General features: G+C 49.8%; 27 protein-coding genes and 1 tRNA gene. 18 read left to right on the top strand and 10 right to left on the bottom strand.

The window, feature by feature from the left end; all coding sequences use genetic code 11:
- Positions 1-201: 201 nt before the first annotated feature.
- Complete coding sequence (locus tag ACUZ9Q_RS06370) at positions 202-909, bottom strand: hypothetical protein (RefSeq protein ID WP_449247548.1); 708 nt, start codon at positions 907-909, stop codon at positions 202-204.
- Positions 910-1,437: 528 nt separating this feature from the next.
- Between ACUZ9Q_RS06370 and ACUZ9Q_RS06365 the strand changes: the two genes are divergently transcribed.
- Genes ACUZ9Q_RS06365 through ACUZ9Q_RS06350 form a run of 4 tightly spaced genes read left to right on the top strand, consistent with a single transcriptional unit; the run spans position 1,438 to position 4,155 of the window.
- Positions 1,438-1,911, top strand: a complete 474-nt coding sequence (locus ACUZ9Q_RS06365) for a hypothetical protein (RefSeq protein WP_449247547.1) — start codon at positions 1,438-1,440, stop codon at positions 1,909-1,911.
- 8 nt (positions 1,912-1,919) lie between these two features.
- Entirely contained in the window at positions 1,920-3,293 is a 1,374-nt protein-coding gene (locus ACUZ9Q_RS06360; protein ID WP_449247546.1) for a hypothetical protein, read from the top strand.
- Positions 3,293-3,841 carry a DUF4376 domain-containing protein gene (locus ACUZ9Q_RS06355; RefSeq protein ID WP_449247545.1) on the top strand — a complete coding sequence of 183 codons (549 nt, stop codon included), beginning with the start codon at positions 3,293-3,295 and terminating at the stop codon, positions 3,839-3,841. Before ACUZ9Q_RS06360 ends, ACUZ9Q_RS06355 begins: the two co-directional genes overlap by 1 nt.
- Positions 3,838-4,155 carry a pseudouridine synthase gene (locus tag ACUZ9Q_RS06350; RefSeq protein ID WP_297893698.1) on the top strand — a complete coding sequence of 106 codons (318 nt, stop codon included), beginning with the start codon at positions 3,838-3,840 and terminating at the stop codon, positions 4,153-4,155. Before ACUZ9Q_RS06355 ends, ACUZ9Q_RS06350 begins: the two co-directional genes overlap by 4 nt.
- Positions 4,156-4,242: 87 nt before the next feature.
- Here the strand turns inward: ACUZ9Q_RS06350 and ACUZ9Q_RS06345 are convergent, their stop codons facing one another.
- Positions 4,243-4,629, bottom strand: a complete 387-nt coding sequence (locus ACUZ9Q_RS06345; protein ID WP_240825642.1) for a hypothetical protein — start codon at positions 4,627-4,629, stop codon at positions 4,243-4,245.
- 75 nt (positions 4,630-4,704) lie between these two features.
- A complete protein-coding gene (locus ACUZ9Q_RS06340; protein ID WP_449247544.1) occupies positions 4,705-5,376 on the bottom strand; it encodes a hypothetical protein in 672 nt (223 codons plus the stop codon).
- 247 nt (positions 5,377-5,623) lie between these two features.
- Here ACUZ9Q_RS06340 and ACUZ9Q_RS06335 point away from each other — a divergent pair, with 247 nt between their 5' ends.
- Both ACUZ9Q_RS06335 and ACUZ9Q_RS06330 read left to right on the top strand, forming a co-directional pair.
- On the top strand, positions 5,624-6,031 hold the full coding sequence (locus tag ACUZ9Q_RS06335; RefSeq protein WP_449247543.1) for a barstar family protein: 408 nt from the start codon (positions 5,624-5,626) through the stop codon (positions 6,029-6,031).
- 282 nt (positions 6,032-6,313) lie between these two features.
- On the top strand, positions 6,314-7,036 hold the full coding sequence (locus ACUZ9Q_RS06330; protein WP_449247542.1) for a hypothetical protein: 723 nt from the start codon (positions 6,314-6,316) through the stop codon (positions 7,034-7,036).
- An 85-nt stretch (positions 7,037-7,121) separates the two neighbouring features.
- On the opposite strand, the gene ACUZ9Q_RS06325 is transcribed toward ACUZ9Q_RS06330, so the two are convergent.
- Together ACUZ9Q_RS06325 and ACUZ9Q_RS06320 are read right to left on the bottom strand one after the other, a co-directional pair.
- The gene (locus ACUZ9Q_RS06325; RefSeq protein ID WP_449247541.1) at positions 7,122-7,454 is read right to left on the bottom strand and encodes a type II toxin-antitoxin system HicB family antitoxin; all 333 of its coding nucleotides are present in this window, start codon (positions 7,452-7,454) and stop codon (positions 7,122-7,124) included.
- On the bottom strand, positions 7,451-7,705 hold the full coding sequence (locus ACUZ9Q_RS06320) for a type II toxin-antitoxin system HicA family toxin (RefSeq protein ID WP_449247540.1): 255 nt from the start codon (positions 7,703-7,705) through the stop codon (positions 7,451-7,453). Before ACUZ9Q_RS06320 ends, ACUZ9Q_RS06325 begins: the two co-directional genes overlap by 4 nt.
- A 274-nt stretch (positions 7,706-7,979) precedes the next feature.
- Between ACUZ9Q_RS06320 and ACUZ9Q_RS06315 the strand changes: the two genes are divergently transcribed.
- The 6 genes from ACUZ9Q_RS06315 to ACUZ9Q_RS06290 all read left to right on the top strand — a co-directional run bounded on the left by ACUZ9Q_RS06315 (position 7,980) and on the right by ACUZ9Q_RS06290 (position 13,970).
- Positions 7,980-9,488 carry a KAP family P-loop NTPase fold protein gene (locus tag ACUZ9Q_RS06315; RefSeq protein ID WP_449247539.1) on the top strand — a complete coding sequence of 503 codons (1,509 nt, stop codon included), beginning with the start codon at positions 7,980-7,982 and terminating at the stop codon, positions 9,486-9,488.
- Between the two features lie 126 nt (positions 9,489-9,614).
- The gene (locus ACUZ9Q_RS06310) at positions 9,615-10,448 is read left to right on the top strand and encodes a hypothetical protein (RefSeq protein WP_449247538.1); all 834 of its coding nucleotides are present in this window, start codon (positions 9,615-9,617) and stop codon (positions 10,446-10,448) included.
- Positions 10,449-10,798: 350 nt separating this feature from the next.
- Entirely contained in the window at positions 10,799-11,044 is a 246-nt protein-coding gene (locus ACUZ9Q_RS06305; protein WP_449247537.1) for a hypothetical protein, read from the top strand.
- Positions 11,034-11,813 (top strand): BRO family protein, encoded by a 780-nt coding sequence (locus tag ACUZ9Q_RS06300; RefSeq protein WP_449247536.1) that lies wholly within the window; start codon positions 11,034-11,036, stop codon positions 11,811-11,813. Before ACUZ9Q_RS06305 ends, ACUZ9Q_RS06300 begins: the two co-directional genes overlap by 11 nt.
- A 220-nt stretch (positions 11,814-12,033) precedes the next feature.
- The gene (locus ACUZ9Q_RS06295) at positions 12,034-12,774 is read left to right on the top strand and encodes a hypothetical protein (protein WP_449247535.1); all 741 of its coding nucleotides are present in this window, start codon (positions 12,034-12,036) and stop codon (positions 12,772-12,774) included.
- A 53-nt stretch (positions 12,775-12,827) separates the two neighbouring features.
- Positions 12,828-13,970 (top strand): XRE family transcriptional regulator, encoded by a 1,143-nt coding sequence (locus tag ACUZ9Q_RS06290; protein ID WP_449247534.1) that lies wholly within the window; start codon positions 12,828-12,830, stop codon positions 13,968-13,970.
- A gap of 119 nt (positions 13,971-14,089) precedes the next feature.
- Here ACUZ9Q_RS06290 and ACUZ9Q_RS06285 read toward each other — a convergent pair whose 3' ends face one another.
- The 4 genes from ACUZ9Q_RS06285 to ACUZ9Q_RS06270 all read right to left on the bottom strand — a co-directional run bounded on the left by ACUZ9Q_RS06285 (position 14,090) and on the right by ACUZ9Q_RS06270 (position 18,186).
- Complete coding sequence (locus ACUZ9Q_RS06285; RefSeq protein WP_449247533.1) at positions 14,090-15,460, bottom strand: HNH endonuclease; 1,371 nt, start codon at positions 15,458-15,460, stop codon at positions 14,090-14,092.
- A gap of 57 nt (positions 15,461-15,517) precedes the next feature.
- A complete protein-coding gene (locus tag ACUZ9Q_RS06280) occupies positions 15,518-16,381 on the bottom strand; it encodes an NgoMIV family type II restriction endonuclease (protein WP_449247532.1) in 864 nt (287 codons plus the stop codon).
- A complete protein-coding gene (locus tag ACUZ9Q_RS06275; protein ID WP_449247531.1) occupies positions 16,381-17,343 on the bottom strand; it encodes a DNA cytosine methyltransferase in 963 nt (320 codons plus the stop codon). Before ACUZ9Q_RS06275 ends, ACUZ9Q_RS06280 begins: the two co-directional genes overlap by 1 nt.
- 126 nt (positions 17,344-17,469) lie before the next feature.
- On the bottom strand, positions 17,470-18,186 hold the full coding sequence (locus tag ACUZ9Q_RS06270; protein ID WP_449247530.1) for a hypothetical protein: 717 nt from the start codon (positions 18,184-18,186) through the stop codon (positions 17,470-17,472).
- A gap of 132 nt (positions 18,187-18,318) precedes the next feature.
- On the opposite strand from ACUZ9Q_RS06270, the gene ACUZ9Q_RS06265 reads away from it, so the two are divergent.
- The 5 genes from ACUZ9Q_RS06265 (at position 18,319) to ACUZ9Q_RS06245 (ending at position 21,266) form a co-directional block, all read left to right on the top strand.
- The gene (locus ACUZ9Q_RS06265; RefSeq protein ID WP_449247529.1) at positions 18,319-18,573 is read left to right on the top strand and encodes a hypothetical protein; all 255 of its coding nucleotides are present in this window, start codon (positions 18,319-18,321) and stop codon (positions 18,571-18,573) included.
- A gap of 65 nt (positions 18,574-18,638) precedes the next feature.
- The gene (locus tag ACUZ9Q_RS06260) at positions 18,639-19,130 is read left to right on the top strand and encodes a phage regulatory CII family protein (protein ID WP_449247528.1); all 492 of its coding nucleotides are present in this window, start codon (positions 18,639-18,641) and stop codon (positions 19,128-19,130) included.
- 54 nt (positions 19,131-19,184) lie between these two features.
- Positions 19,185-19,379, top strand: coding sequence for a hypothetical protein (locus ACUZ9Q_RS06255; protein ID WP_449247527.1), 195 nt, complete (start codon positions 19,185-19,187; stop codon positions 19,377-19,379).
- Positions 19,376-19,870, top strand: coding sequence for a translation initiation factor 2 (locus ACUZ9Q_RS06250; protein ID WP_449247526.1), 495 nt, complete (start codon positions 19,376-19,378; stop codon positions 19,868-19,870). The genes ACUZ9Q_RS06255 and ACUZ9Q_RS06250 overlap by 4 nt, the downstream gene beginning before the upstream one ends.
- A 253-nt stretch (positions 19,871-20,123) precedes the next feature.
- A complete protein-coding gene (locus tag ACUZ9Q_RS06245) occupies positions 20,124-21,266 on the top strand; it encodes a tyrosine-type recombinase/integrase (protein ID WP_449247525.1) in 1,143 nt (380 codons plus the stop codon).
- 32 nt (positions 21,267-21,298) lie between these two features.
- Here ACUZ9Q_RS06245 and ACUZ9Q_RS06240 read toward each other — a convergent pair.
- Positions 21,299-21,375 (bottom strand) — tRNA-Glu (locus ACUZ9Q_RS06240).
- A 323-nt stretch (positions 21,376-21,698) separates the two neighbouring features.
- On the opposite strand from ACUZ9Q_RS06240, the gene ACUZ9Q_RS06235 reads away from it, so the two are divergent.
- Positions 21,699-23,306, top strand: a complete 1,608-nt coding sequence (locus ACUZ9Q_RS06235) for a sigma-54 interaction domain-containing protein (RefSeq protein ID WP_192111589.1) — start codon at positions 21,699-21,701, stop codon at positions 23,304-23,306.
- Positions 23,307-23,478 lie beyond the last annotated feature (172 nt).

Below are 23,478 nucleotides of genomic sequence, written 5' to 3'. Positions count from 1 at the left end.
AGACTTGCTGTTGCTCTTGATAGAGGCTTGTTATTTGAAATGCCCTTTTAAGAAAAGCGCTTTCTTGTTGACGATATATCTCATTTTAAGTAATCTTATAAGGCAGTCGTAGCTCAATATGGTCGAGCGACACATTCATGCCTACTTATGTAGGTGGTTTGTGAAGATCCTAGTTCGATTCTAGGCGACTGAGGGAGATAGTTAATTAACTATATCTTTCAGTCGCTTGGAATCTTTTTTACGCTGAATATTCTCTCTTTTTTTCTCAATAGTCCATGACTCAACACTTGCCATTCTCGTATTTATTTCTTCAACTTTTTGTGTATAGCCTTCGGGGCCTCTCTTGCTCCACGACTCTATTAAGTATAGTATACCTTGTGAAACAAGCTCAAAAACTGATTTCCATTGCAGTATGGTTACTATGTTTAAATTTTCAAGCTTATTTGTAAGGTCAATGTTTATTGCAGTATTTGTGCTGTTTAGTGCAATTTCAATTTGACCGTGCGCAATTCTATTCCTAAGATGGCTAGGCTTTTCAATGTATTCTTTACATAATGATTCAAAGTATTCTTTTATATGTTGTTTTGTAGCGTTGTCATCTGTAGCTATTTTTGCAGAAGCTATTTCTAAACATTTAATCCACTTACCATAAACATTTGTAACTTTGTTAATCCTTATTATTTCGGATGTTGTGAAACCATGTGGTGTATGAATCAATTTTTTAAAAAAAGATTCTGCCCAACTACAAAAAAGCAAAGCAGCTATTTTTGTATGTATTTTTTCACCTTCCATGTCATTTTTTGACATACAATTATTTATAACCATATTTATGGCTTTAAAAGCTTTTTCATGAGAGCGAACATTTTTTACACATGACTTATAAATTATAAGCTTTTCACTGTCCGTCATAATAGATACATCCTCAGTTTATAAATTGTATGATATTTCCCATCATATTCTAAAACTACATCCTTTGGAAAAACAACCCGCAATGACGTACAATTCAGTTTTTTTGCAACGGCGCTCCCAAATCATTATTTAACATGCCCTAAAAATGACTGCCTGACAAGACTCAGGAACTCTTTCGTAGTAGTGGAACCCATATATTTCCTTTTTTTCCTATGCTGCTCTTTCTTCTACAGACTTTGCATGTCCGTTGTTCTGTATGTGATAATTCAGAGTTGGCTGAACAAAATTCCGTCTTGCTAGTTACTTCTACATAATAGCTTATATTTCTTGTGAAGAAGTCCTAAGCACTTTTCACAAAAAAATATTTTCCTGCCCAAATCCCTCTCCGCACTTCCTGATACCATCCAAGCCTATCACACACCTCCTGCTACTTCACTAGCTTAGTTGACAAAATACACTCACTCTGTGCTATTATCCCTACAAATACCCCGTAGGGCGCTGGCGGAAACGCCGACCTCAAAGACTCGGGTGGAGTACGCCCTGGAACTCCCCAGCGGCACTTCCCTCACCGTTGCCGAGGGGCAGCCGGTGCGCCTTGCCGAGCCTGTAACCGGTGCGGTGCAGGTTTCCGCCAAGCTTGTGGGCGATGCCAAGGGGTCGCCCGTGCTCTGGCCCGGCTCGCAACTCTTGGCGGGCACGGTGCAGGAATCGGCAGACTATTACAGCCGCAGCATCCCGGCCACCGGGGCCGCCAGGGCAGTGTTGATCTACAACGCCGTTATCCCTTCCGGCGCGACCGTAACGCCGGAGATCCAGATCGACGGCGGCGCGTGGGAAGCAATGACGGCAGGCGCGACCGTTAACCAGGGCGATGGGCTGGTCGAGTTCCGCTTTACCCATGCCCTTGCTGGCGCGCAGCTCATCAAGGTGAGGCTCACCCTCACCGGCACAATATCAGCCCGGCCGCAGGTGCAGGACGTGCGGCTCATGGCCGTAGCGTAGGAGGCAACATGGTAGACAACAAGACAGCCCATCTGGCCCTGCCTTTGCCTGATCTGAGCAATATGCAGGATGAGGACGTGCCCCGCATTGGCAGGGCAATGAGCATGCTGGACGCACACGCGCAGCAGGTGGACAGCGCCTTGCGTGGGCTGGACTCGGCCCTGGAATCGCAAGGCCGTGACGTAGAGGGACTCAAGGCGGGAAGCCAGGTTCAGGCCGGGAGCCTTGAGGCGTTGGCTCGCGCGCTGGAAACCGAAAAAACTGAACGCTCTGAGGCTGATGAGGCGGCATCGGCCAAGTTGCAAGTTCTAACGACCGGGCAGGATGACCTTGGCCAGCGCGTGGATGCTCTGGGGGAAACGTCCGCTGATCATGGCACGCGGATGGATGCCGCGGAGCAAGGCATCACCGCCATCAGCACAACTCTGATCGGTAGCGTTATGAGCGTGATGGCGGCAGAGGGCTACGTGCCCAACGGCGCTGTCCCGGCTGACGCTGCGGAATACACGCGTGAACAATTCAGAGAGTTTTACGACACGTATCTTGTGGGCGGCAAACTGCTCACCTGCACATACGCCGCCTTCGCCGCCCAGGTGGCCTTGACGGGCAACTGCGCCAAATTTGCATTGGATAAAGACGCCCAGAAGTTCAAGGTGCCGCTGCTGAAAAACGGCGATTCCATCACTCAGGCCGCCAGTGCCGCAGAGCTGGGCAAGAGCGTCAAGGCCGGGTTGCCGAATGTTACAGGCACAACTGGTGGTGTCCGTTCCGATAATCCGGCGGCCACAACAGGAGCATTCTCAATACCCACGCCCGGCAATGCCGGTCAATTCGCAGGGGTTGGCAGTGGTGGGGTCGGATACTTAGGGACAATGAATTTTAATCTATCAGCTGGTAACGCCATCTACCGCAATGACGTTACAACTGTGCTCGATGAACAGGTACGCCTGCGGCATTTTGTGGTTCTGGCATCAGCGCAGAACAGCGCCAGCGTGTTCGACTGGTCGAATTACATGGCAGGTCTGGCGGGCAAGGCAAATCTGGATATGGATAACATGACGCGCACAGGTACCGCCAAAGTTGCGAACTGCGGCAAACCTAGCGCCAGAGCTATATCTGTTGCTGTGCCAGCATATGGCAGCAATACCCCGGCAGCGCCCGCCAGCGGGGCTTTTAAGTTTGGCGGCGTAGCGTCCGCAGCAGGACAGTATATCCGACTGAGTCGAGAAAGTTACACAACTGACGATATCCAGTGGGCTTCGGCAGGTGGGCAAACACTTATTTGCACCGTTGCTGTGCGTAAGGGTGACGCAGTGTGGATTAATGGTAATGTCCCAAACAATTTAGCTATGACATTCATATACGATGAAGGGGCAGACTAATGTCTACATATGTAATAAAAAATGCGGCTGGTGATATTGAGATGTGGGACGCGCAACCATTCCCCGGCAGTGTCGAGGTTGATTATGAGGTAGTGCACGGCTGGGACGGCAGGCTCTACAAGGCTGGTGAAGAACCGAAACGGCCTGTGGATTCCATCGTTGAAGAAAAACGCGCCGCCATCGATGCGGACACATCATCGGCCATCACTGCGGGGTTTGAGTACGCTGTGGATGGCGTGAGCTACCATTTCAGCTATGACGCCTTTGACCAGCAGAATTTTGCGGACACTGCCAACGTGGCCCTGCTTGCCCAGATGGGCGGCAAAGGTCTGCCAGATTCTGTGGCCTGGAACGCTTATAAAAACTGGAAGGACGGCCAGGGCGAGCTGGTACGGCTGACCTTTACGGCGGAATCCTTCCTTGCCCTGTACACGGGCGGCGCTGTGGCCCACAAGGCGGCGCGCATGGCAGAGGGTGGCGCGCGCAAGGCGGCGCTGGCCGAGGCTGTGGCTCGGGGAGCAAAAGCCGAAGAGTTGGAGGCCATATGAAGGATTCACGCAAGGCAGAGCTTGCGCACAACACCAAGCAGTTGCTGATCGCGCTGGATCAGGCTGCCAATGCCGCTATGGGCTTTGTGGCGGCATTGGTGGCCTTGTGGCCACGCTGCCGAAAAGCTGGCCTGTGGTGGGCGGATGAAACCATCAGCGCCCACTGCTGGCGCTGGCATATCCACGGCGTGCGCAGCTGGCCACGCCGCCTGGTGGATGGCGTGGCCCTCATCCTTGGCGATGAGAATCACTGTCTGGAAAGCTACAAGAGCGAGGTCGAGGGGCGGCAGTTGCCGCCCGAGATGCGGGAGTAGAGAAAAGGCCGGAGAAACCCGGCCTTATCTATAGATCATAGAGCAACACTCGCTAAAAGCATAACGACAATCTACCACTGACTATTTTTAATTAGCCTTTTCAAACCCGCTTCCAAGCTCTGCATACTCCTCTGCGGTCGGTGGTACAATCTTATACCATTCGAGGGTGAACACTCGAAACCTTGCTTCATCAAGCGGGGAGTATTTTTCCTTGTCGGGAAATCCATCCCCTGGTGAACCACCTACGTTGACAACCAGTGATGTTAACGGAGGAAGGCCATTTTTTTTACAATAAACAGCAATATGCCCCAAAGGATGAGCGAGAACTCTAGCCCCTTCAAACCCAAGTATATTTGCAAGCTCGCCGTAGGTCATGAGCTGTTTATTAACGGCCTTGGAGACCAAAATCTGCCATACTTGGACTGCTCTCCATGGCCAGTGCCTTTTGTCCTCATCATCAAAGTAGTTAATCATACAGGGCCCCCAAAAATATGATATTATTTGTGATGACTCACCCAAAACAAGAATCAATCCACTTTGACAGAGCGCCTATCCACCAATTGAAACACCGCTCGTTGGCTTGTTCCTTTCTTCAATTTCCCGGCGTTGCGCAGAGGATTTTCCATCAGGGGTTCTGTCATTCGCCACAGTACAAAACGGGTCAAGAAAGCCATCAGTAAATTGGGCATTTGCGTCTTTGCAAGTCACCCAATCTGAACGCTTTCCTAATAAATTATCAAGTCGAGCGAAGAATAGTTGATAGATGGCTGGGCGTGTCGTCATATTTTGCATTGCTGGAGAGGTGACGGCTGTCGTGGACATCCCACCATTAGATGTGGGCACCGCCATTGCTGTTACACTTGCGGCCTGGCCTGAATGTCTCGCCATAACCTTTGTTCCATCCCCGTCTGGTGTGACTTCAACGATCCAGGTGTCAGTCCCCATTGCTGCTGAAATCACAAGATAAATCATCCAATTCCGTTGAGCTTGGATAGCCGTCGGCGAATGGCTCACGGTGTAATCATCGTCGGCAAGGCTGAATATTCTGGCCGAGGCAAGCAAAACCTCTTCTGGCTTTTTATCAGGATAGTTACGGGTAATCATCGCCATTTGCCGGGTTCGCTCTGCGGCGATTTCTTCTGGTGTCATTGGCTTTTGGGGGGCACAGCCAGCACAAAGAATAAAGGCAATGGCAATCGTGAAAAAAACGACCTTCTGCATACTTCCCCCAGGTTGATTATGTACACTAAGCCAAGTGGTTCAGCCCTCTCCCAACTGTGAGGCATACGCCTCGCTCTATACCCTGCTCGATTTTCATACATACCAACTCTCAAATATCGGCTCAACCCAGCGCAGAGATAGGGGGGAAAAGCCCCTACTCTGCCAAACATAGTAGACTCCTCGGCAAATTGCTCAATTGCGACATTTGAGCAAACATGATGGAAAAACGAGCTAGGCGTGAGGCAATATGCGAGAAAAATTTATAATTGATGGCGCACGGTTTGACACCATTGGGGGCTTCTTCTGCGAGGTGGATGAGGTCTTCACAAAGGATCTTACTTTTAGGACAGGACACAACCTGGATGCCTACAACGACATTCTGCGCGGTGGATTTGGTCGACATGAACGGGGTGAGCCGATTGCAATCCTTTGGAAAAATGCAGCCAAAAGCCGCTCAGACTTCGGTTATCCAGCAACAGCAAAATACTGTGAAGATAAATTGAAGACTTGCCATCCGTTGAATCGAGATATCGTAAAAAAGCAAGTAATTGACGCACAGAATGAGGTTGGCCCTACACTCATGGACAAAATTATTGAAATTACCCTTTACGATAAAAGCTCAGGCCACGACTGCACTTTGGAATTCGAGGAATAAAGGCTTTGTACAAAAAGTAGGAGTGATGACATCGCCGCCCTCCGACCCTGCTTGTCCGCTATTTTCTCAGGCGTATCACTCCATAAGTCTCGGCTCAACCAAGCGTCATGATAGGGGACACAAAAAAGCCGAGCTAATCCCGGCATTTCCTATTTATGTGCAAGGTTGAACAGACGTTGGGTGGTTGATACCAAACGAATTACCTCAAAAATAGTATGATAGACGACATAAATTGCTTTCAAACAATACCAATAAGTTTAACTGCACACCACGAGACAAACCATGAGCCGCAAAACACTGACGCAATGCCTGGAAGTTTTTAACCGGAAAGAACGTTACTGGCTCATTCGGAACTGCTGCGGAAACGGAGACGATCTGGCCCTGCCTCTCAATGATGGGCTTATTGACACCTTGGCTGGCGAATTTAAAGAACTCTTAAGTATTGACCTTAAAAACGCATGGTGGGCGATGGACTACCATATCGATTGGCTTATCGCTGCTCTCACATTATACCAAGATAACGATACACACAGCCAAGAGAATGTGGGACATAAAGTCAGAAATAAAAGCAAAGTTTGCGACATTTTAGGAACACAAGAAGACTTTGATTTCATAATTTGCGCAGACAACACAATTATACTTATCGAAGCAAAGTTATCTTCTGGGTGGGATTATGATCAATTGTTTCACAAGATAGACAGGCTTGAAAGGATGCATGAGTTATTCAAAAATATAAATAAATATTTTATTATGCTTTCACCAAATTTTTCAAACATTGAAAAGACTTCTGAATTGGTTAAAAAGACTCTGACAAATACAAAAACAACATGCTATTGCATGCAAACACCCCCAACCACGGACATCCGAGCTTTTTTGGTGAAGGCTGGAAGCAATGAGCACGATGACTCTGACGAAAAACGCTTTCTGAAGGTAATCCGGTGCAACGAACATGGCACCCCTGACGATAAGGGAACCTACTGGAAAACTCACCCCTGTGCACGGTAGCACCAATAAAGCTGCCACAGATTATACAAAAGGCCGCCCATCTCTGGGCGGCCTTTGACTGCACATTGACCAGATCCAAATAATTTTAGCCCACAGCCTGCTTCACCGTATCCGCAATGAAAGCATTTAAGGACTTTCCTTGCGCGGCTGCTGCAACGCTTGCGCGATGATAAACGTCAGGCTCAAGGCGCAAGGCAAAATTTCCGCGATTGGGCTTGCGAGGCTCAATGCCATGCTTTGCGCATTCCTCAAGGAAAATGCGTAGCGATTCGCTCCCTTCCCGGCGTAATCCGGCAAGGTCAGAAGCGTAAAAATCTGCACCGCCGTTCAGCCCCACAAATTCACCGCGGAACATTTCCATTTCAGGATCATAGGCAATAGCAGCCTTGTATCCATCAAAATCCATTACATTTTTCATGGCTTCACTCCATGCTCTTCAAGCCATCTTCGCACACTTGCAACCGCCCCTTTGTCTGTGGTCGGTTCTGGATGCGGGCGATGAAAAATCTTTATTTCCCCAAAGAGGAACACGCATACTCTTGAGCCTTCTCGCTCGCTTATTTCTGCCCCAAGAGCAATGAATAACGCCTCAATATCCGCCCACCTAATACCACCTGGGACAGGCCTTGCAAAAATCTGCGTGAGGGTGGCGGTATGCTTGCGCTTCATGGTGCAATGATATTACTTAATGATATCATGTCAAGGCTTATCAACCTACTCTCGCTTACCCGCAAAGCCTGGGCCTAACGTGGAGGCAGCCTCTTTTTCAGCGCATAAGCCTGCTTCATCTTTACTGGAGTTTTTTTGCGCTCTCATAATTGCCCGAGCTGTCACTCCTCTCCCAAATGTGCAGCACCCATTCATAATTGCTCTAGTAGGTTGACGCAAAGCGCACCATGTGCAACCAAAGAAAACTTGTATCGTTTTTTTTGGGGGAGGAATTATGGATTCACAGATTGGAACCGCTGCCACCGGCTACGTCAAACTCTCAGATCCTGTTGCAGAGCAGACCTTTGACAACCTTATTGGCGACAGAAAAGTGCTGGTGAAGCGCCTTACCACGCTGATTCAGAACACATATAACCCCTATGTTATTGGCCTGAACTCTGAATGGGGAAGCGGCAAAACGTTCTTCCTGAATGCCTGGCGCAGCTACCTCAGCACTGAAAACCCCGAGGCAGTGTGCATATATTTTAATGCATGGAAAAATGACTGCTCGGGTGATCCGCTAGCCAACCTGATGGCAACAGTTGAGGAGCAAATTACTGATCCAGAAGAAAAAGCCAATAAAGCATACGCAGAAAGCGCGAGGGCTGTTGCGGCTGTCGCCTCAAAGCTGTTCAAGTGGGGCGGCAAAGTGTTAACAGCAACAGGTAACCCTGTTGGTGGAGCGGCAATCAGTTTTTGTGGTGAAGCTGGTGAATACCTGACAAATAAAATTAAAGAAGTTAATTCCGCTGCAAATGACTTTTGCATGAAATTAGAGGCTTTTTCAAAAATAGTAAGAGACACTACAAACTTTCCACTTTTCATCATGGTAGATGAACTTGACCGTTGTCGCCCAGATTATGCCATTGAATTACTTGAACGCATAAAGCACCTCTTTAGCGTATCAAATGTTGTTTTTCTTTTGGCCCTTGATGGAGAACAGATATTACAGCAAGTAGAGCACACCTTTGGCTTAAAACAACTAGGACAATATGGTAAACTAGATCAAACTTTCCCCCAAAACAACACCACAGCAGATACTCGCCTGAACTATCTTGGGAAATTTATCGACATTTTTTATCGACTTCCAGATCCAGACAAACAGCAATTTCTAAGGATTAAACTTGACCAACTTCTGGAAGTTAAAAAATATGATAATATTTATGGGGAGCTAGGATTTGTACAATGTGGATTAGCTTCAGTTCTGACTGCAGATAAAAATATATTTAAAAACAAATCTTTGCGCGAACTTATTCAAAATTTAGAACTATTCTCTATATTTTTAAGAATAGAAGAAAATTTACAGTTTGAAGAAATTTTTGTTGCCTTTCACATGATTTTTTTAACTAGAAATAGAATGAATTTAGAGTGTAATTTAGAAGAAAAATTTGAAAAAAAATTCAACATCAAAGAGTTTGAAGATATAACAGCAAAATTGAATAAAAATGAAATCCGTCATGAACAAGCCCTCAAATTGTTAGGCGATAGATTTGACATCACTGATCCCGCTAGCGCTCAGTATGTCTGGATATGCCTATCTATGACAAATCAGGACTTGAATATGATAATTGACTCTACTCCAACTTTTTACAAAAGATTAACAATGCAACTTGTGAGTAATGTTGGTTTTATTTCTGACAGGAAAGATTACTCAGCTAGCGCAACTCTATGTTCTCTTAAGAATATGTCAAAAATTGAAAAAATTGTATATAATAAAATATACTCTCTAAGTGATTTTACCTAACAATCTCATTAAAATGAGATAATAAACGCTACATGCAATCAAATACTATTTATACGCTATTTATAAAAATCGTATTGCTCTAAATAACAATGCTAATTATCCAACAATCGCGTAAGGAGACTACACATGACAGTTGCAGTTGCATGGGTCAAACAATGTGGATCATCAAAACAACTTCTAATTGCGTCAGATAGTAGAATTTGCGGTGGATTGAGATGGGATCAATGCCCCAAGATTATCACACTGCCACGAAGTGACTGCGCAATATGTTTCGCAGGGCAAACTGAATATGCTTACCCAATGATGATGCAAATATTTTTTGCAATGGGTAGCCATGCTCCAATTGTGGATAGAGCCATGGACATATGTGACGTAAATGGATATGCGCTTAAACATGTGAATCAATTGTATTCCGCAATATATGACGTAGCAGATCCGGCAAGTATAGAGGAAAATGAATTTGTTTTTGCTGGATACTCCTGGAGAAAAAAAGATTTTATGATCTGGAGATATTTTTTTGACAAGATTAATAAAAAATTTACCACTTTCACTTCAAGTATGAAATTGCATAATAAAAAAATTGATAAAATTATATATGCTGGAGATATGAAAAAAGAACTAAAGAAGGAGTTGTATTCCATACTGGAGGATAAATATGGAAAAGATTTTTCAAAATATAATAATTGTGGCTTTGACATGGAACCGATGCAGGCACTTATAAATTTATTAAAAAAAACGACTCGTAATGATACAATTGGCGGAGCTCCACAATTAGTAAAAATTTTTCCTTTTATGCAATGCCGTCCAATCGGTATTTACTGGCCTCATCGAGATGATAATAAATTCAAAAACAACCGCACGTTACTTGGAAGGAAGCTACCTGATTTTGAAAATTCTGACCATTGGTTCATGGACCCAGACACGCTAGTTACACATAAGGGATTTGTTAATTTAGACTAATCATGACTACATTATTTGTTGATGGGAACCACAACCAGCTACACGAAAGCTTGCTATAACCTAACAGTGGTAAACCCAATTGAAAACACTCTTGACATATGCCGTGGGCATTGCTTATGTGAGTTTATGGTGCTGAAAACACCACGTAGGCGGACACGCCAACCCGAAAATTGGCCTTTTTTTGCGCCCAAATTCTGGGCCGCTCCCTGCCATATTTGCCGGGTGTGGGCGAAATACAATACCCCGTTGGGGGAAACTAGCCCGCAGCTCCTACGGCTGTTTTCAGCACCCGGCAATCTCCGCTGGGGGGATTGCCATGTGAACCTGAAAAGTTCCGTAGGAGTCCCACCATGTCAGCTACCCAAGCCTCCCGGCCTCCCCTATCGCTTGAACAGTTCCATTCCCGCTTTCTTTTCTGCCTTGATACCGTTGCCCTGCTGCAGTACGCCCTGATGACGGCGCGAGAGAGCAAAAAAATGGGCCACATGTACGCCGCCCTCAGCCTGCTGCACTCCAACCTCGAAAGCCTTACAGAAACCGCAGAACCTGCCGCCCTTGCACTTCTAGCTACAGGTGAGATGCGCCATGTCAACTAGCTGCATCCCTTTTGCGTTTGACAGCGCTCTGGTACGAGTTGCTGTGGATGATACGGGAGAATCTTGGTTTTGCGCCAAGGATGTTGCCCTAGCATTGGGCTATCAGTGGAAAGGGGTTGCGACAATTTCGCATGTCCCGCAAGAATGGAGGGGGGTCTATTCGGTCCAGACCCCCTCGGCGCTTCAAGAAATGTTATTCCTTTCCGAGCAGGGCTTGTATTTCTTTCTTGGCCGCAGCGACAAGCCAGGGGCTTTGCCCTTTCAGAAATGGCTGGCCGGAGAAGTACTGCCCAGCCTGAGGCGCAATGGCAGCTATGCCCTACCCGCCCGGCAGAGCGCCAAACAGGGACAATTGCCACAGCTTGCGCGTCAACCCCAAATGCCCAATGTGCCAGAAATGCTGCACCTGCGGCCTGCCATGCGCCAGCGCCTTTGGCGCGACGCACTGCAAACCGCACGGCTGGACGAAGGGGATAGCACCACTGCCCTAGGCTGGTTTCGCATTTTGTGCCGCATGATGGCAGCAACGCCTGCGCCACCTCTGCCATTAAAAGACAAGGTAGCCCAGTTTGTGGCCGAGTGCTGCCAGCGGGCAGAAGACTGCCGCATCAGCGCGGCAGAGCTGTACGCCGCCTTTGTGCGCTGGCACAGAGGCAAAAATGGCGACACCCCAAGCAAGCGTGCCTTCGGAACGGTAATGCAAGACTTTGCCCACAGTATCCGCTCAAACGGCAGCTATTACGAAGGCCTGCACCTCAAGATAAATTAGCAACCCTACCATTCTGCCGTCAGGCTTTATGCCGTTGGTGTGCGCCACACAAGCGAACACCAACGGCTTTTTATTAATTATAGCTTGATATTATAGGGTGAACATCAGCTCTCAACAAAATAATTTTCAACTTCCAAAATTTCACTTAACTTTTTTACTTGTTTTTTACATTTTCTTCACATAAAAGAAAAAAACAAATCTGTACTTCATAGGAGAAAAAATGCCTAATCCCGCTGATCTGGACCCTCTGCTTTTTGAAAAATTGAAAGAAGAAATTGTTCCACGCTTACTCGACTCTGGAACTGACGCGATCAAGGTATATGAAGTTGGTACCACCCCAGAAGGCGATCTTAACTATTCAAATTACATCGTTGGGTGTGCTTTTTGGGAAGGCTCTTTCCGAAGGGTACAAAGGCTTTGTCTTGGCGGAAAATCTTTCTTCAACTGCAGAACCTACTCAAACATTCTTGAGCTTTCTGCCAATATCTCAGGCCAATACATACGATTTTTTATATCCAGAGTTGACAAAAACACTCGTCAACCGCGGTCCGCAAAAGGCCTTAAAAAACTTTTGCGCTCCCCAATAACTCAGAATCAGTGTTTCTTGTCTGAACAGCTTAAGAGGTCTGCCGTAAGCCAAGGTGAGTACACCATTGGTGTGGACCTGGACGAAGACAACGGCATTGGGAAAATCACGTTTGATATCCTTGTGCCTGCTGGCACTCGATCTTGCCAAGCCCTCACGATTGCAACTTTGTATGATAGCGAGGAAGAGCCACTTGCGGCACCAGTTCCAGAGGCTACCCGCAAACCCAAGGTTCACAGGGATGCTGCCCCCCACTTGGCAAAAACCGAGTTGCGTGATACAAAATTGCCCCCTGAACAGATAGATAAAAAACAGGCCATTAGGCAGAGCGTTGAACAGCCTGCCAAAAAGGCAAAGAAAATTATTCGCGAGTGAGGTTAATCCTCACCTATTTGTGACCCCTGTCGCAGGGCATTGGAGGCGAAGCCATGACTACAGGGAAATCTCTTCATTATTACTTCCAGCATTTGGATCCGGCGCGCATAACCCTGGCGCGTGAACGAATGGGGCTCACAAAAAAGCGCCTTTCCGAGATGCTGGATAAAAAGCCCAGCTCCATTTCACAATACGAATCGGGCAAATGTGGCCTTTCATTTGAGACGTTTGAAAAGCTGGTTGAGGTTCTTGAGGTTCCCGCAGTTTACCTGACCTCGATCATTTCGGCTGCTCCTACCTTACGGATGGAGGCTTGCCATTTCAGGGCCAACCGCTCTGTAACACAAACAGATAGATACAAGGCTGCCCGCTTCGCCCAAGACGTGCTGGCTCTTTATGATGTATTGGAGCAGCGCGGTATTGTTTTTCCCGAAGTGGGGTTTGAGCCGCACACGGGTGCAAGGCCATCTGAACGCCAGCTTGAGCTTTACGCGGTAGAAATAAGAAAGGCCCTAGGCCTTGGACTCGGCCCAATTTTGAATATGGCTGAGCTGCTTGAGTCCATTGGTGTGCGGATTGTTTTGCTTCCCACAGAATGTGCAGTGTTAGACGCCTTTGCAACCTGGGTGAATGAGCGCCCCTGCATCATGATTGCTGGGGATTCTCCGGCAAGCCGCATGCAGTTTGACTACGCTCACGAGTTTGCCCACTTGCTACTGGATGAAAACAATCCATCGGGAGATGTGCTGATTGAACGTGGCGCAAACAGGTTTGCGTCTGCCTTTCTCATGCCGCAGGCTACATTCATGCCAGACTGCCCCACTCGCTATAGCCGCAGTCAGTTTCTGTCAGTAAAGAAATACTGGCACGTTTCCATGAAGGCGGCGATCTACAGGGCAAAACAGCTCGGCGTGATGTCTGAGCGGCAGTACACCAACGCCTTTATTAGCATGGCGCGACAAGAGATCAATAAAAACGAGCCGGGGGAGTTTACCCCTCCCTTACCCTCGCTGCTTGAAGATGCCCTTGGCCTGCTTGTTGGTGAAGCTACGCTGGATGAACTTGCCGTTGAGATAGGCCTTACAGAAGCGCAGCTTGTATCCCTGCTGACGATTCAGAAGGTTTCGCCAGAAATGATTGAAAAACTGAAACCTGCGCAGCAAAAAGCCCGGGTGCTTCAGTTTGTAAAAAAATAGCAGACAGCAGATGGCAAAAATAAAAGTCCTATCGGCAACGGTAGGACTTTTGCTTTTGCTGTTACTGTTCTCAGTATTCCTATGAAATTCGTCTGGTTAGACAAGTCACCGCAAGATTATTATGAGCATGATCTCATATAAATACTGTGTAAATGCTTCAATGCAGAAATATACTTACTATCTTGGGTCGCATCTTTTCCAATCATGGTACAAAATGCAATATATTGTTTATAAACATCGACTGTTAGGGTACAATTGGGGCCAATATCTTGAAGGAAGCGTAAAACAAACGATTCCACTATAAGCTTGCCAATTTCTGACTTAAAAAAATCTGGCTTGATTTCAAATTCGAGAAATAGCCATCCGAGAAGAATAGCAGTTCGTTCTAGAAGTACAGCATGAATGGCATCTTGGCCTGTGATGGGAAATTTTGTTATATCATCCCCGTTAACAGCCTGCTGCACGGCCGCGTAGTGATCCATAACACAACACTTATTAACTGCCTCTGAAATGTACTTTTGCGCGGCTTCAAGCCGATCTCTGTCTTCAAGAAACAAAAAATTGAAATCACTGCTATTTAACTTGCTAGAATTATTCTGTTCTTTTTCAATTTTTCGATCAATAATATTGAATGTTAAAAATTCAACATTTGATATTGAAGATGTGTCAGAAATTTTAAATCCCCAAGGAATTTCGTTAAATAGACAAACACCTCCGTAAAGGCTTCCTCCAACATTTACAAGAAAAATTGAGTTATATAATAAGGCATTGCCCTTTAGTATGTTTTTAGCCGATGTAGAAATTTTGACTGTCAGTGGGAAGCCATCAAGACCAAGACTTTTGGCATATTGGACACGATCTTCATCGCTATTGTTATGGTCACAAAATTTAGCAAAGTCATATATTTTTTTTGCTTCAGCTTGAATTAGGGAAAGATCTTGCACTCTCCGCAAGAGACACCAAAAATTGATCAAACTCTTTCTGAGTGCAATGTATGTCGGTAAAGAAAAGCTAATTTCTGCTTTAAGCATCCCTACGGGCTCAGCACGATATTCATTAACGGAAATAGATTTTATTTCTACTCCATCTTTTATAAAACCTTTTTCTAATCCTTTGATTATCCCCTCAGTATTTGAAATTTGTGAAGTTACAGAAATCACTTGAGTTCCATCACTATTTTTTCTGATGATTACATCAGGTTTTTCCATAGTAGAGATAGCGCCAGTATCCCCATTTCTCGCTATTTTATTCCCGGATACATCTTCCATCTGGCAAGTCGGAACATTTCCCTTCTTACCACTAATAGATAGATAGTTTCTAAAAAATAAAAATTCTTTAGCAAGATTTCCATCTATTGTTCTGCCAAGTAAGTTATTGCATTCTGGACATAATATATTTTTCCTCTGAAAATCTGATCCTAGAGAGTCTTGCAAAATATGTTCACTAGATGTCGCTTCAGCATTACCGCAGTAAATACAAACACTCATCATTTCACCACGCCTTATTCTAGTAATCAGAGTTCTTACAGAATGCTAAAACTGGTTGTACTATACCGCCAAATCAAGCGGCAGGTCTGAAATGTCTTTCAGACGATTGCCTTTTACCATCACTGCCAAAAGGTCTGCCGCGTCTTCCATGCCCAAGGCCTCAACTGTTGCTTGCAGCTCATACAGGGCAAAGTGGTACACGCAGTCAATATCCCCTGTGCCCAGGGCAATTGAGGCCAAGCGGCTTGGCGTAGGCTCTGCCGTTACAACCACAATATGTGGCAGCCGCCCCTTGCGATTGCGCACAAGATTCAAGGCCTCTGAGCGTGCGTTCTGCGCCCGGTCGCTGCGAATCGTCCATTTGCACGAAATACTGGCGTGCAGCAGCGGCAGCCCGCCGTTTCTCTTCCTCAGGCTGGCAAGCGTGGTCACACTGTCGTCAACAAGGCAGGCCGTGGCATTGATTGAGCTGTCTTCTTCAGTATCGCGCACCACCACAATATCCGGCGTAATGGTATAGTCGCTGCCCAGGGCGGCTGCCAGTTCGGCGTCAGCCTTGGCCGCGCGGTCCAGTGCCACTAGGTGGGCGTATTGCTCGTAACGGGCAATCTCCAGCCGGTTGCGCCCGGTGACCTGATGCACGTCCCACAGCCCGGGGCGCAGATGTCCAAGTTTCAAAAAAGTATCCCGCACAAAGGCCGCGCAAATGTTCTCAAACTGGTTGCCCGATGTTTGCCCGGCAATGCGCTCGCCAATAGTTTCTGCTTTAAGCCGCTCGGCTATGCCCTTGGCAATGGCTTTGCTGGTGGTATTGCTGCTGTCTGCATTGCTGACCACCCCCGCGCTGTTGATGGTGAGGGTCGATTCAAGCAACGATGCATGGAACGCTTTGCGGGCCTCTAAAAACTCTGCGGAAGTTGTCATTACGCCACCTTAAAGATGCGTTGCACGGACAGTGCCGAGAAGATTTGCCGAGCCACAGCCGCCGCCACCGGGGGCGGAAAGGCATTGCCAATCTGGCGATATGCGGCGGTTTTGCGGCCAAAAAATTGCCATTCATCGGGAAAGCCCTGAATCCGCGCGGCCATGCGGGGCGTTAATCTGGGCATGCCCACAAATTCCAGTGGCGGCGCGTTATCCCACAGGCCCATACCGTCAACGCTCAGCTCTGCCCAGGCACGCTTGGCGCGAGTTGGGCCAAGGTCTGGGCCACCGTGCTTTTTAGAGCCACCCACCAGAGTGGGCGCAATGCTGTTGGCCTGCTCGCGCCAGCTATCGGCGCCAAGCCAGCCGTTGGCCTTCATCAGGTCGTGCAGCAACTCGCCAACAGTAAGCGGCTCCCTTGTGAGCGGCTCTGGCCACGAAAAGCCAGAGGCCAAGCCTTTGCGAATACCAACAAAAACCACGCGCGGCCTGAGCTGTGAAACGCCGTAATCCGAGGCATTCAGCAGCTTCCAGCCCGGCACGTAGCCCAGCTTTTTGAGCTGCTTCTCGACCTTGTTTCGGTAATCGTCAAAAACAGCATCAAGCAGGCCGCGCACGTTTTCGAGCATCACGGCCTGGGGGCGGCATTCATCAACAAGGCGAATGGCCTCGGGGAACAGATCACGCTCATCTTTTGCGCCAAGCTGCTTTCCTGCTTTGGAAAAAGGCGGACACGGCACGCCGCCGGCCACCAGATCAACGCCCTTGTAAGCAGCGCCGCCAAACTGGCGCAAATCGCCTTCAATAACGTTCCAGGCGGGGCGGTTGAGGCGCAAGGTTGCGCACGCTGCCGGTTCCAGTTCCACCAGGGCTTCATGATCAAAGCCCCCCATCTCCAGGCCAAGGGCCTGACCACCAGCACCTGCGCACATTTCAAGCGAACTAAACATCAACTTTTTCACAATAAAATCCAATTTCGAGTAATGCAGCGTGGTGCAAAAAAATCATGAGACCTCAGGGGCATCATTGCGCAAGAACATTCCAACAGCGCGGGAAAACCTCGCCCTCCCCTCACTGTAACGCGTCGCTTATCTGTTTCCAGGGGCAGTATGCGGCATGCGGGCAAGCCCCTCATCGCCTTGATCCGCCCCATCTTCCGTCATCCATTTCTGCTGGTGCAGTGCGTGCAAATTGCGCTCTGCCGCGTCAAGCTGGGCATGTAGTTTATCCAGCTCTTTACTCAGCGGGTTCGGCATAAGCTTGGGGGCAGATCCGTGCGGGTGATCACCATATTGAATCCAGCCGGGGTTAGGACCGTAGTGGCCCCAAAAGTAGTTCAACCATGCATCGGGGATGCGCGCTGGCGGTTCCGGCATGGTTTCTTCCGTTCCGCCCTCGGCCCGCCACTTTTGCATGGCTTCGCGGGCGAGCAGATAGGTTCCAAGCCAGGGGCGAATCTCCGAATAATCCACGCCAAAAGCAAGCTGTAGTTGCAGGGCATCGTGAGTATTCAGCCCTGTGAGCGCCGCTATGCGGCCAAGCGGATCATCGGGGTAGACAGTACGCTCCGCTGTTTCTTGCTGGGCGTCTTTCAGCATTGGCCCCTCGCCAAAGTAAAGCCACTGTCGTGAAAGATGCGGAAAGGCTTCAAGAATCAGAGGCAAAAGTGGCCAGAGATTATGCTGTCGCTGTTCATTGAGATAGCCAGAAAACGTGCTCTGCTTCATGCCGATGGCAGCAGCTATGGCAGAGTCAGATGTGGCAACAACCTTTCCAATCTTTTTAATGCGCTCAAATAATTCCATAAGCTCGCTATCTCGTCGTAAGCGAGATTTAAGTTGACTTGTAACTCAAATCTCGCTAGTTTTGCCAAAAGCTCGTTAGTGAGCTAAGCGTACGTTAACAACTCAAAAAAAATTTATCAGGAGGCCTTATACATGGCAACTGAACGTTATCATCGGCTTTTAGACTGGATGGGGGAACACAACATCACCTTTGCTGCCCTTGGCCAGCAAATAGGCAAAGGGCCAGCTTCTGCCCGATATGCAGTCTTTAACGACACCGTCGCCCCTGAAATTCACGAAATGCTGCTGAAGTTGGGCTTTCCCGAAGAACTCCTGCCCATTCCCAGCAGAAAGCGCAAGGGGCTAACTCCCAGGCAACCTCATTTCCCTGGCCTTGCCCAAGCCTAGATTCACGTTTTCAGTTCAACGAATTTTCTCGTTTATGACCACGCAATAGTCGGAGGCGCAATCGCATGGCCGGGAATATCGTTATCAAATCCTACCCTTCTCTGGTTGCCGTGGTGCACCAGATGGTCAAAGCCGCGCCATCCGGGCTTACACCGCGCAGCATTGCCGAATTTTCGGGCTACACCAATTACAACACCATGATGAGCGAAATTTCGCGCCAGCCCGGGCACAAGTTGGGTGCCGATATGCTGCTGCCGCTTATGGATGTGTGCAACTCTGACGCTCCGGTTGCCTTTATGGCCCGCGAGCGCGAAGGCATCTTTTTGAAGTTGCAACAGCCCGCCGCTTGCGGTGGCGAACTGGTGCAAAGTCTGGCGAATACCGTGAAAAATTTTGGCGAGTATGTGGCGGCTACGGCAGAACGCATTGCCGATGGCGATGTGGACCCGGAAGAAATGGCCCGAATCAACGGAGAAACCAATGACGTGGTGGAGGCCATTTTGAGCTTTCGCAAGCTGGCGCAAGCCACCCACGACGCAAAATACGGCCGCAAATAAAAACGCCCCGACGTGCTGGAACCACGGCGGGGCAAAACTCCATAGGAGCTACTGATGAAGAGAATTTATTTCGACAGAGGGCGATCTGTCAAGCCTGATGCCACAAAACAGGCACCTGTTGCGAGCACCTACCACATCACTCTGGGCGGGCAGCGCCTTTCTGTGCGCGCCACGCACCACGATCTGCTTGAAATGCTGCCCGGCATCATGAGCAATGTCAGGCGCACAACCCCGGAGTTACGCGCATGATCGCCGCAGATGCATTCAAGGTCTACACGGTTGCCTCGTATCGGCACTTGCATGCCGTGCGGCTGATTCAGGCCCGCATGCGGCGGCTTCAGGGCCTTGCCGTGCTGGACTGGACGCGTGAGGCCCCTTCTCTAAGTATTCCGCTCGCTGACCGCCGCCGCTTGCTGCGCGTGGGGCGCAACTGCGTAAGCGCCGAGCAGCGCGAGGCCGCCTGTGCTGCCGCAGACCTGATGCTCTATCTGGGCGATTCCGGCAAGGATTGCGCCGTGCAGGTCGGCATGGCCAAGGCCATCGGCACGCCCGTCATGGGCATAGCCGGGCCGCTGGAAGAAACCGGCCTCATGCTGCACAACGCCGTGGCCCTGTGGGTAGCAGGGCCGTTTGAGGCCATTTCGCGCATCCGGCGCATGCTCCGCTGCCGTAATCAGGCAGAAATTGAGCATGACTGCCGCAAATGCCCTGCCGAGCGCGTTTGCACTCTGGCGCAGTAGATTTTCTACACCCTCCAACGGGGGCCGCGCATCCGTCAATCACACGCGGAAGGTTTGCAAGCAATGCACGCCCCGGATTCCATCTTGACGCTGGCAGAAGTTGCCCAGGCTCTGCGCCTTGACCCTCGCACCGTTAAACGCGTAGCAGGGGAACTTGGCGGCAAGCGCATAGGTAACCGCTGGCGTTTTCAGTGGGGGCGCGTTTTGGAGTATTTCCATGCCGACACTGAGAAAAGATCGAGGAAACATGTGGATGGCGCGGATCATTGTGAACGGGAGGCAGGTAGCCTCCCGGATGTTCCCGCCTGGCAAGAAAGGTGGCCCGGAATGGAGGGCCGCGAAAGAATGGGAGGAAGACGAAACCCTGCGGGCCAGAGAGCAGCAGGAGCGCCAGACCCCTACGGGCTGCGAGCTGCTTTTGGAGTGGGGCGAGCGGTATCTGGCGCACGTGGAGCGCAGCATGAGTAAGCAGACGCTTGTTGAGAAAAAATCCGTCATGCGGGCTTTTTTTCAATTCTGCGCCAGCAACGGCGTGGACAAGCTGACCCTGCTCTCAGCTGCCAAGGCATACGCCCTGCTCGCCCAGGTGGCAGACGAGCGCGGCCCGCTGCGGGCCAATGTCTACCGCAAAAACCTGCTGGCTGCCTGGAACTGGGGCAAGGTCTACGTTGAAGGCTTTCCCCAGAGCGTTTCACCGTTTGAGATTGTGCAGCCCTTTCAGGCTACGCATACCGAACGGTATGTTCCGCCGGAAGAAGACGTGGTCAAGGTGCTCGAATCTGCCAGCGGGCAGGATCTGGTCATGCTGCTCACGTTCTTTTTCACGGGAGCGCGCCGGAACGAGGTGTTCCGGCTCTCGTGGAGCAAGGATGTGAATCTGGAAGAGGGCCGCATCAGGCTCACTGACCACAAGGGCAAGAATGGCCAGGAGCGGGTGCGCTGGTGCGACATCCACCCAGAGCTGCACAAGGCTCTTGCGTGGTGGCGTGAGGCGCGGCCCTGCAAGGCGGACAACGTCTTCATGCAGGTGCACTGCGACAGCATGCTTGGCGAACCCTTTCGGCAGCGCAGCAAGCTTATGGGCACGCTCTGCAAACGGGCTGGCGTGAAGCCTTTCGGCTTTCATGCCATCAGGCATTGCTCGGCGGCTGTGACATTCAAGGCTATGGGCCTCAACGGCGCACAGATATTCCTTGGGCACAGCCGGGCAACCACCACCGACCGCTATGTGCGCTCTGCGGGCCTGTATGGAAGTCAGGATGGAATCTTGGCGGCATTGGGCCAGAGCCTGGTCGGCTCTGCGGCAGAGAATCTGCTGGAAAAAGTAATGCCCCACGAGGGTCAAGCTCGTGAGGCATTTTGTAACCAAGGCATTGTAACCAATGCCATACAGTAATAGGGCAACTACGTTAACCCTTTGAATTCAATTGGCGTCCCCAAGGGGATTTGAACCCCTGTCGACGGCGTGAAAGGCCGTTGTCCTGGGCCGGCTAGACGATGGGGACGCGCTGTGAAGGGTGTATCTACGGCAATAGGGGGCAGGTGTCAAGCGACTTTTTAAAATTGGCATAAAATTCAGCGGTCAGGGGCTTCGCAATGGTCAGATTGCGAGATAGGTGAGTCCTAATTCTGTTGCGACGCCAGATCAGTTAGGCCGTTATCTGATCTGCTCCTCTTGCCCACAAAGTCAGTTCTCCCACTCCCCCACTATATTCCAAGCCTGCCCCAGCTCGCCCGCGCAAGTGCCCTCCCCCCGGCAGCTCTTTCTTGCGACCCGTAACCCGCTGACGGATTGCATGTTTGCCCCGGCCTGGGGTATAAGCACGGCATGCAAAAATCCAGCAATACATCCCCCCGTCCCGGCACCGTGTCGCGCTCTCCCGCCAACGCAGACAGCCACCGCGAAGAGCAGCTGCGCCTTTTGTTGGATCTTTCCAATGTGGTCAACTCTGCCACGGATGTGGGGGTTGCCCTGAACAAGGCGCTCCAGCTTATGGCAGAGCATCTGCACATGATGCGCGGCGCGATCACGCTTATTTCGCCCAACAGCGGCGAAATCCGTATTGAGGCAGCCTACGGCCTCAAACCCGCCGAAGCCCGCCGGGGCCGTTACGTGCGCGGCGAGGGCATCACCGGGCGTGTTATTGAAACCGGGCGCTCCATGTACATATCTAATGTATCAGAAGAACCGCTGTTTCTGAATCGCACCCGTTCGCGCGATCTGGGCAAGGAGGGCATTTCCTTCATCTGCGTGCCTATCCGCCTTAACGATCAGGTTGTGGGCGCGCTGTCTGTTGACCATCTGCTGGTGGACGATGCCACGCTTGAAGACGAAATGCGCCTGCTTACCATTATATCAACCCTGCTTGGTCACGCCGCCCTTGAATCGCAGGGCCGCATGGATGAAGAAGCCTCCTCGCCCTTGAGGCCGCGCGGCTTTGTGGGCAATTCTGAAGTGATGCAAAAGGTCTACGCGCAGATTGCGCAGGTGGCCCCCTCCAGCACCACCGTTTTTCTACAGGGCGAATCCGGCACGGGCAAAGAACTGGCAGCACGCTCCATCCATTCGGGCAGCACTCGCGCCAACAAGCCCTTTATTTCGCTCAACTGCGCCGCATTGCCAGAAAACCTCATTGAAAGCGAACTGTTCGGCCATGAACGCGGGGCCTTTACCGGCGCAAACGCTACGCGCAAGGGACGCTTTGAGCTTGCCAACGGCGGCACGCTGTTTTTGGATGAAGTGGGCGAGCTTTCGCTCATGACCCAGGCAAAACTGCTGCGCGTGTTGCAGGAAAGGGCCTTTGAACGCCTTGGCGGCATGGAAACGCATTATGTGGATGTGCGCTTTATCACCGCCACCAACCGCGATCTGGAAAAAATGGTGGAGGAAGAAACCTTCCGCCGCGATCTGTTTTACCGCCTCAATGTCTTCCCCATTTTCCTGCCGCCCCTGAGTTTCCGTCCAGAGGATATTCTGCCGCTGGCAAACCACTTTATCAAAAAATACGCGCTGGCAAACGGGCGCAACAACGTGCGCCTCTCCCTTTCTGTTATGGATATGCTGCAACGCTACACCTGGCCGGGCAACATCCGCGAGCTTGAAAACGTCATGGAGCGCGCAGTGCTGCTGCTGGGCCGCGAAGGCCTTGTTCTGCCCCAGCACTTGCCTCCTGCCCTGCACGGCAGCCGCGTTGCGGCCAGTTCCGGCCTCACGCCAGGGCTGATCCGCCAGGGGCTTTCCGGCAGCTTGCAGGAGCAACTGGACGAGCTGGAACGCGCATCAATCACCGAAGCGCTTGAGTTCAGCCAGGGCCAGATGGGCAAAGCTGCTGCAAGCCTTGGATTGACGGAAAGGATCATGGCCCTGCGCATGAAAAAGTACGGCATCACCTACAAGGCTTTTCGCCCCGTGTACCGTAAGGATGAAACCGAGTAGATATGAAGTTTCTACAAAACGGTATTTTGCAAAAAGGCATAAATTTTCCCCAAAAATGAATTTTTGTAATAATTTTTAGCATGTTATCTAAGCACAACACAGCCGTTACAAAGATGTACCAATAATTTCTACATTTTTGCAATTTTCTATTTTTTTCACATAATACGCTAAA

Source organism: Desulfovibrio desulfopostgatei (assembly GCF_053570645.1).
Note: the sequence above shows the minus strand (reverse complement) of the source record. Positions and strands in the feature narration are given on the sequence as shown.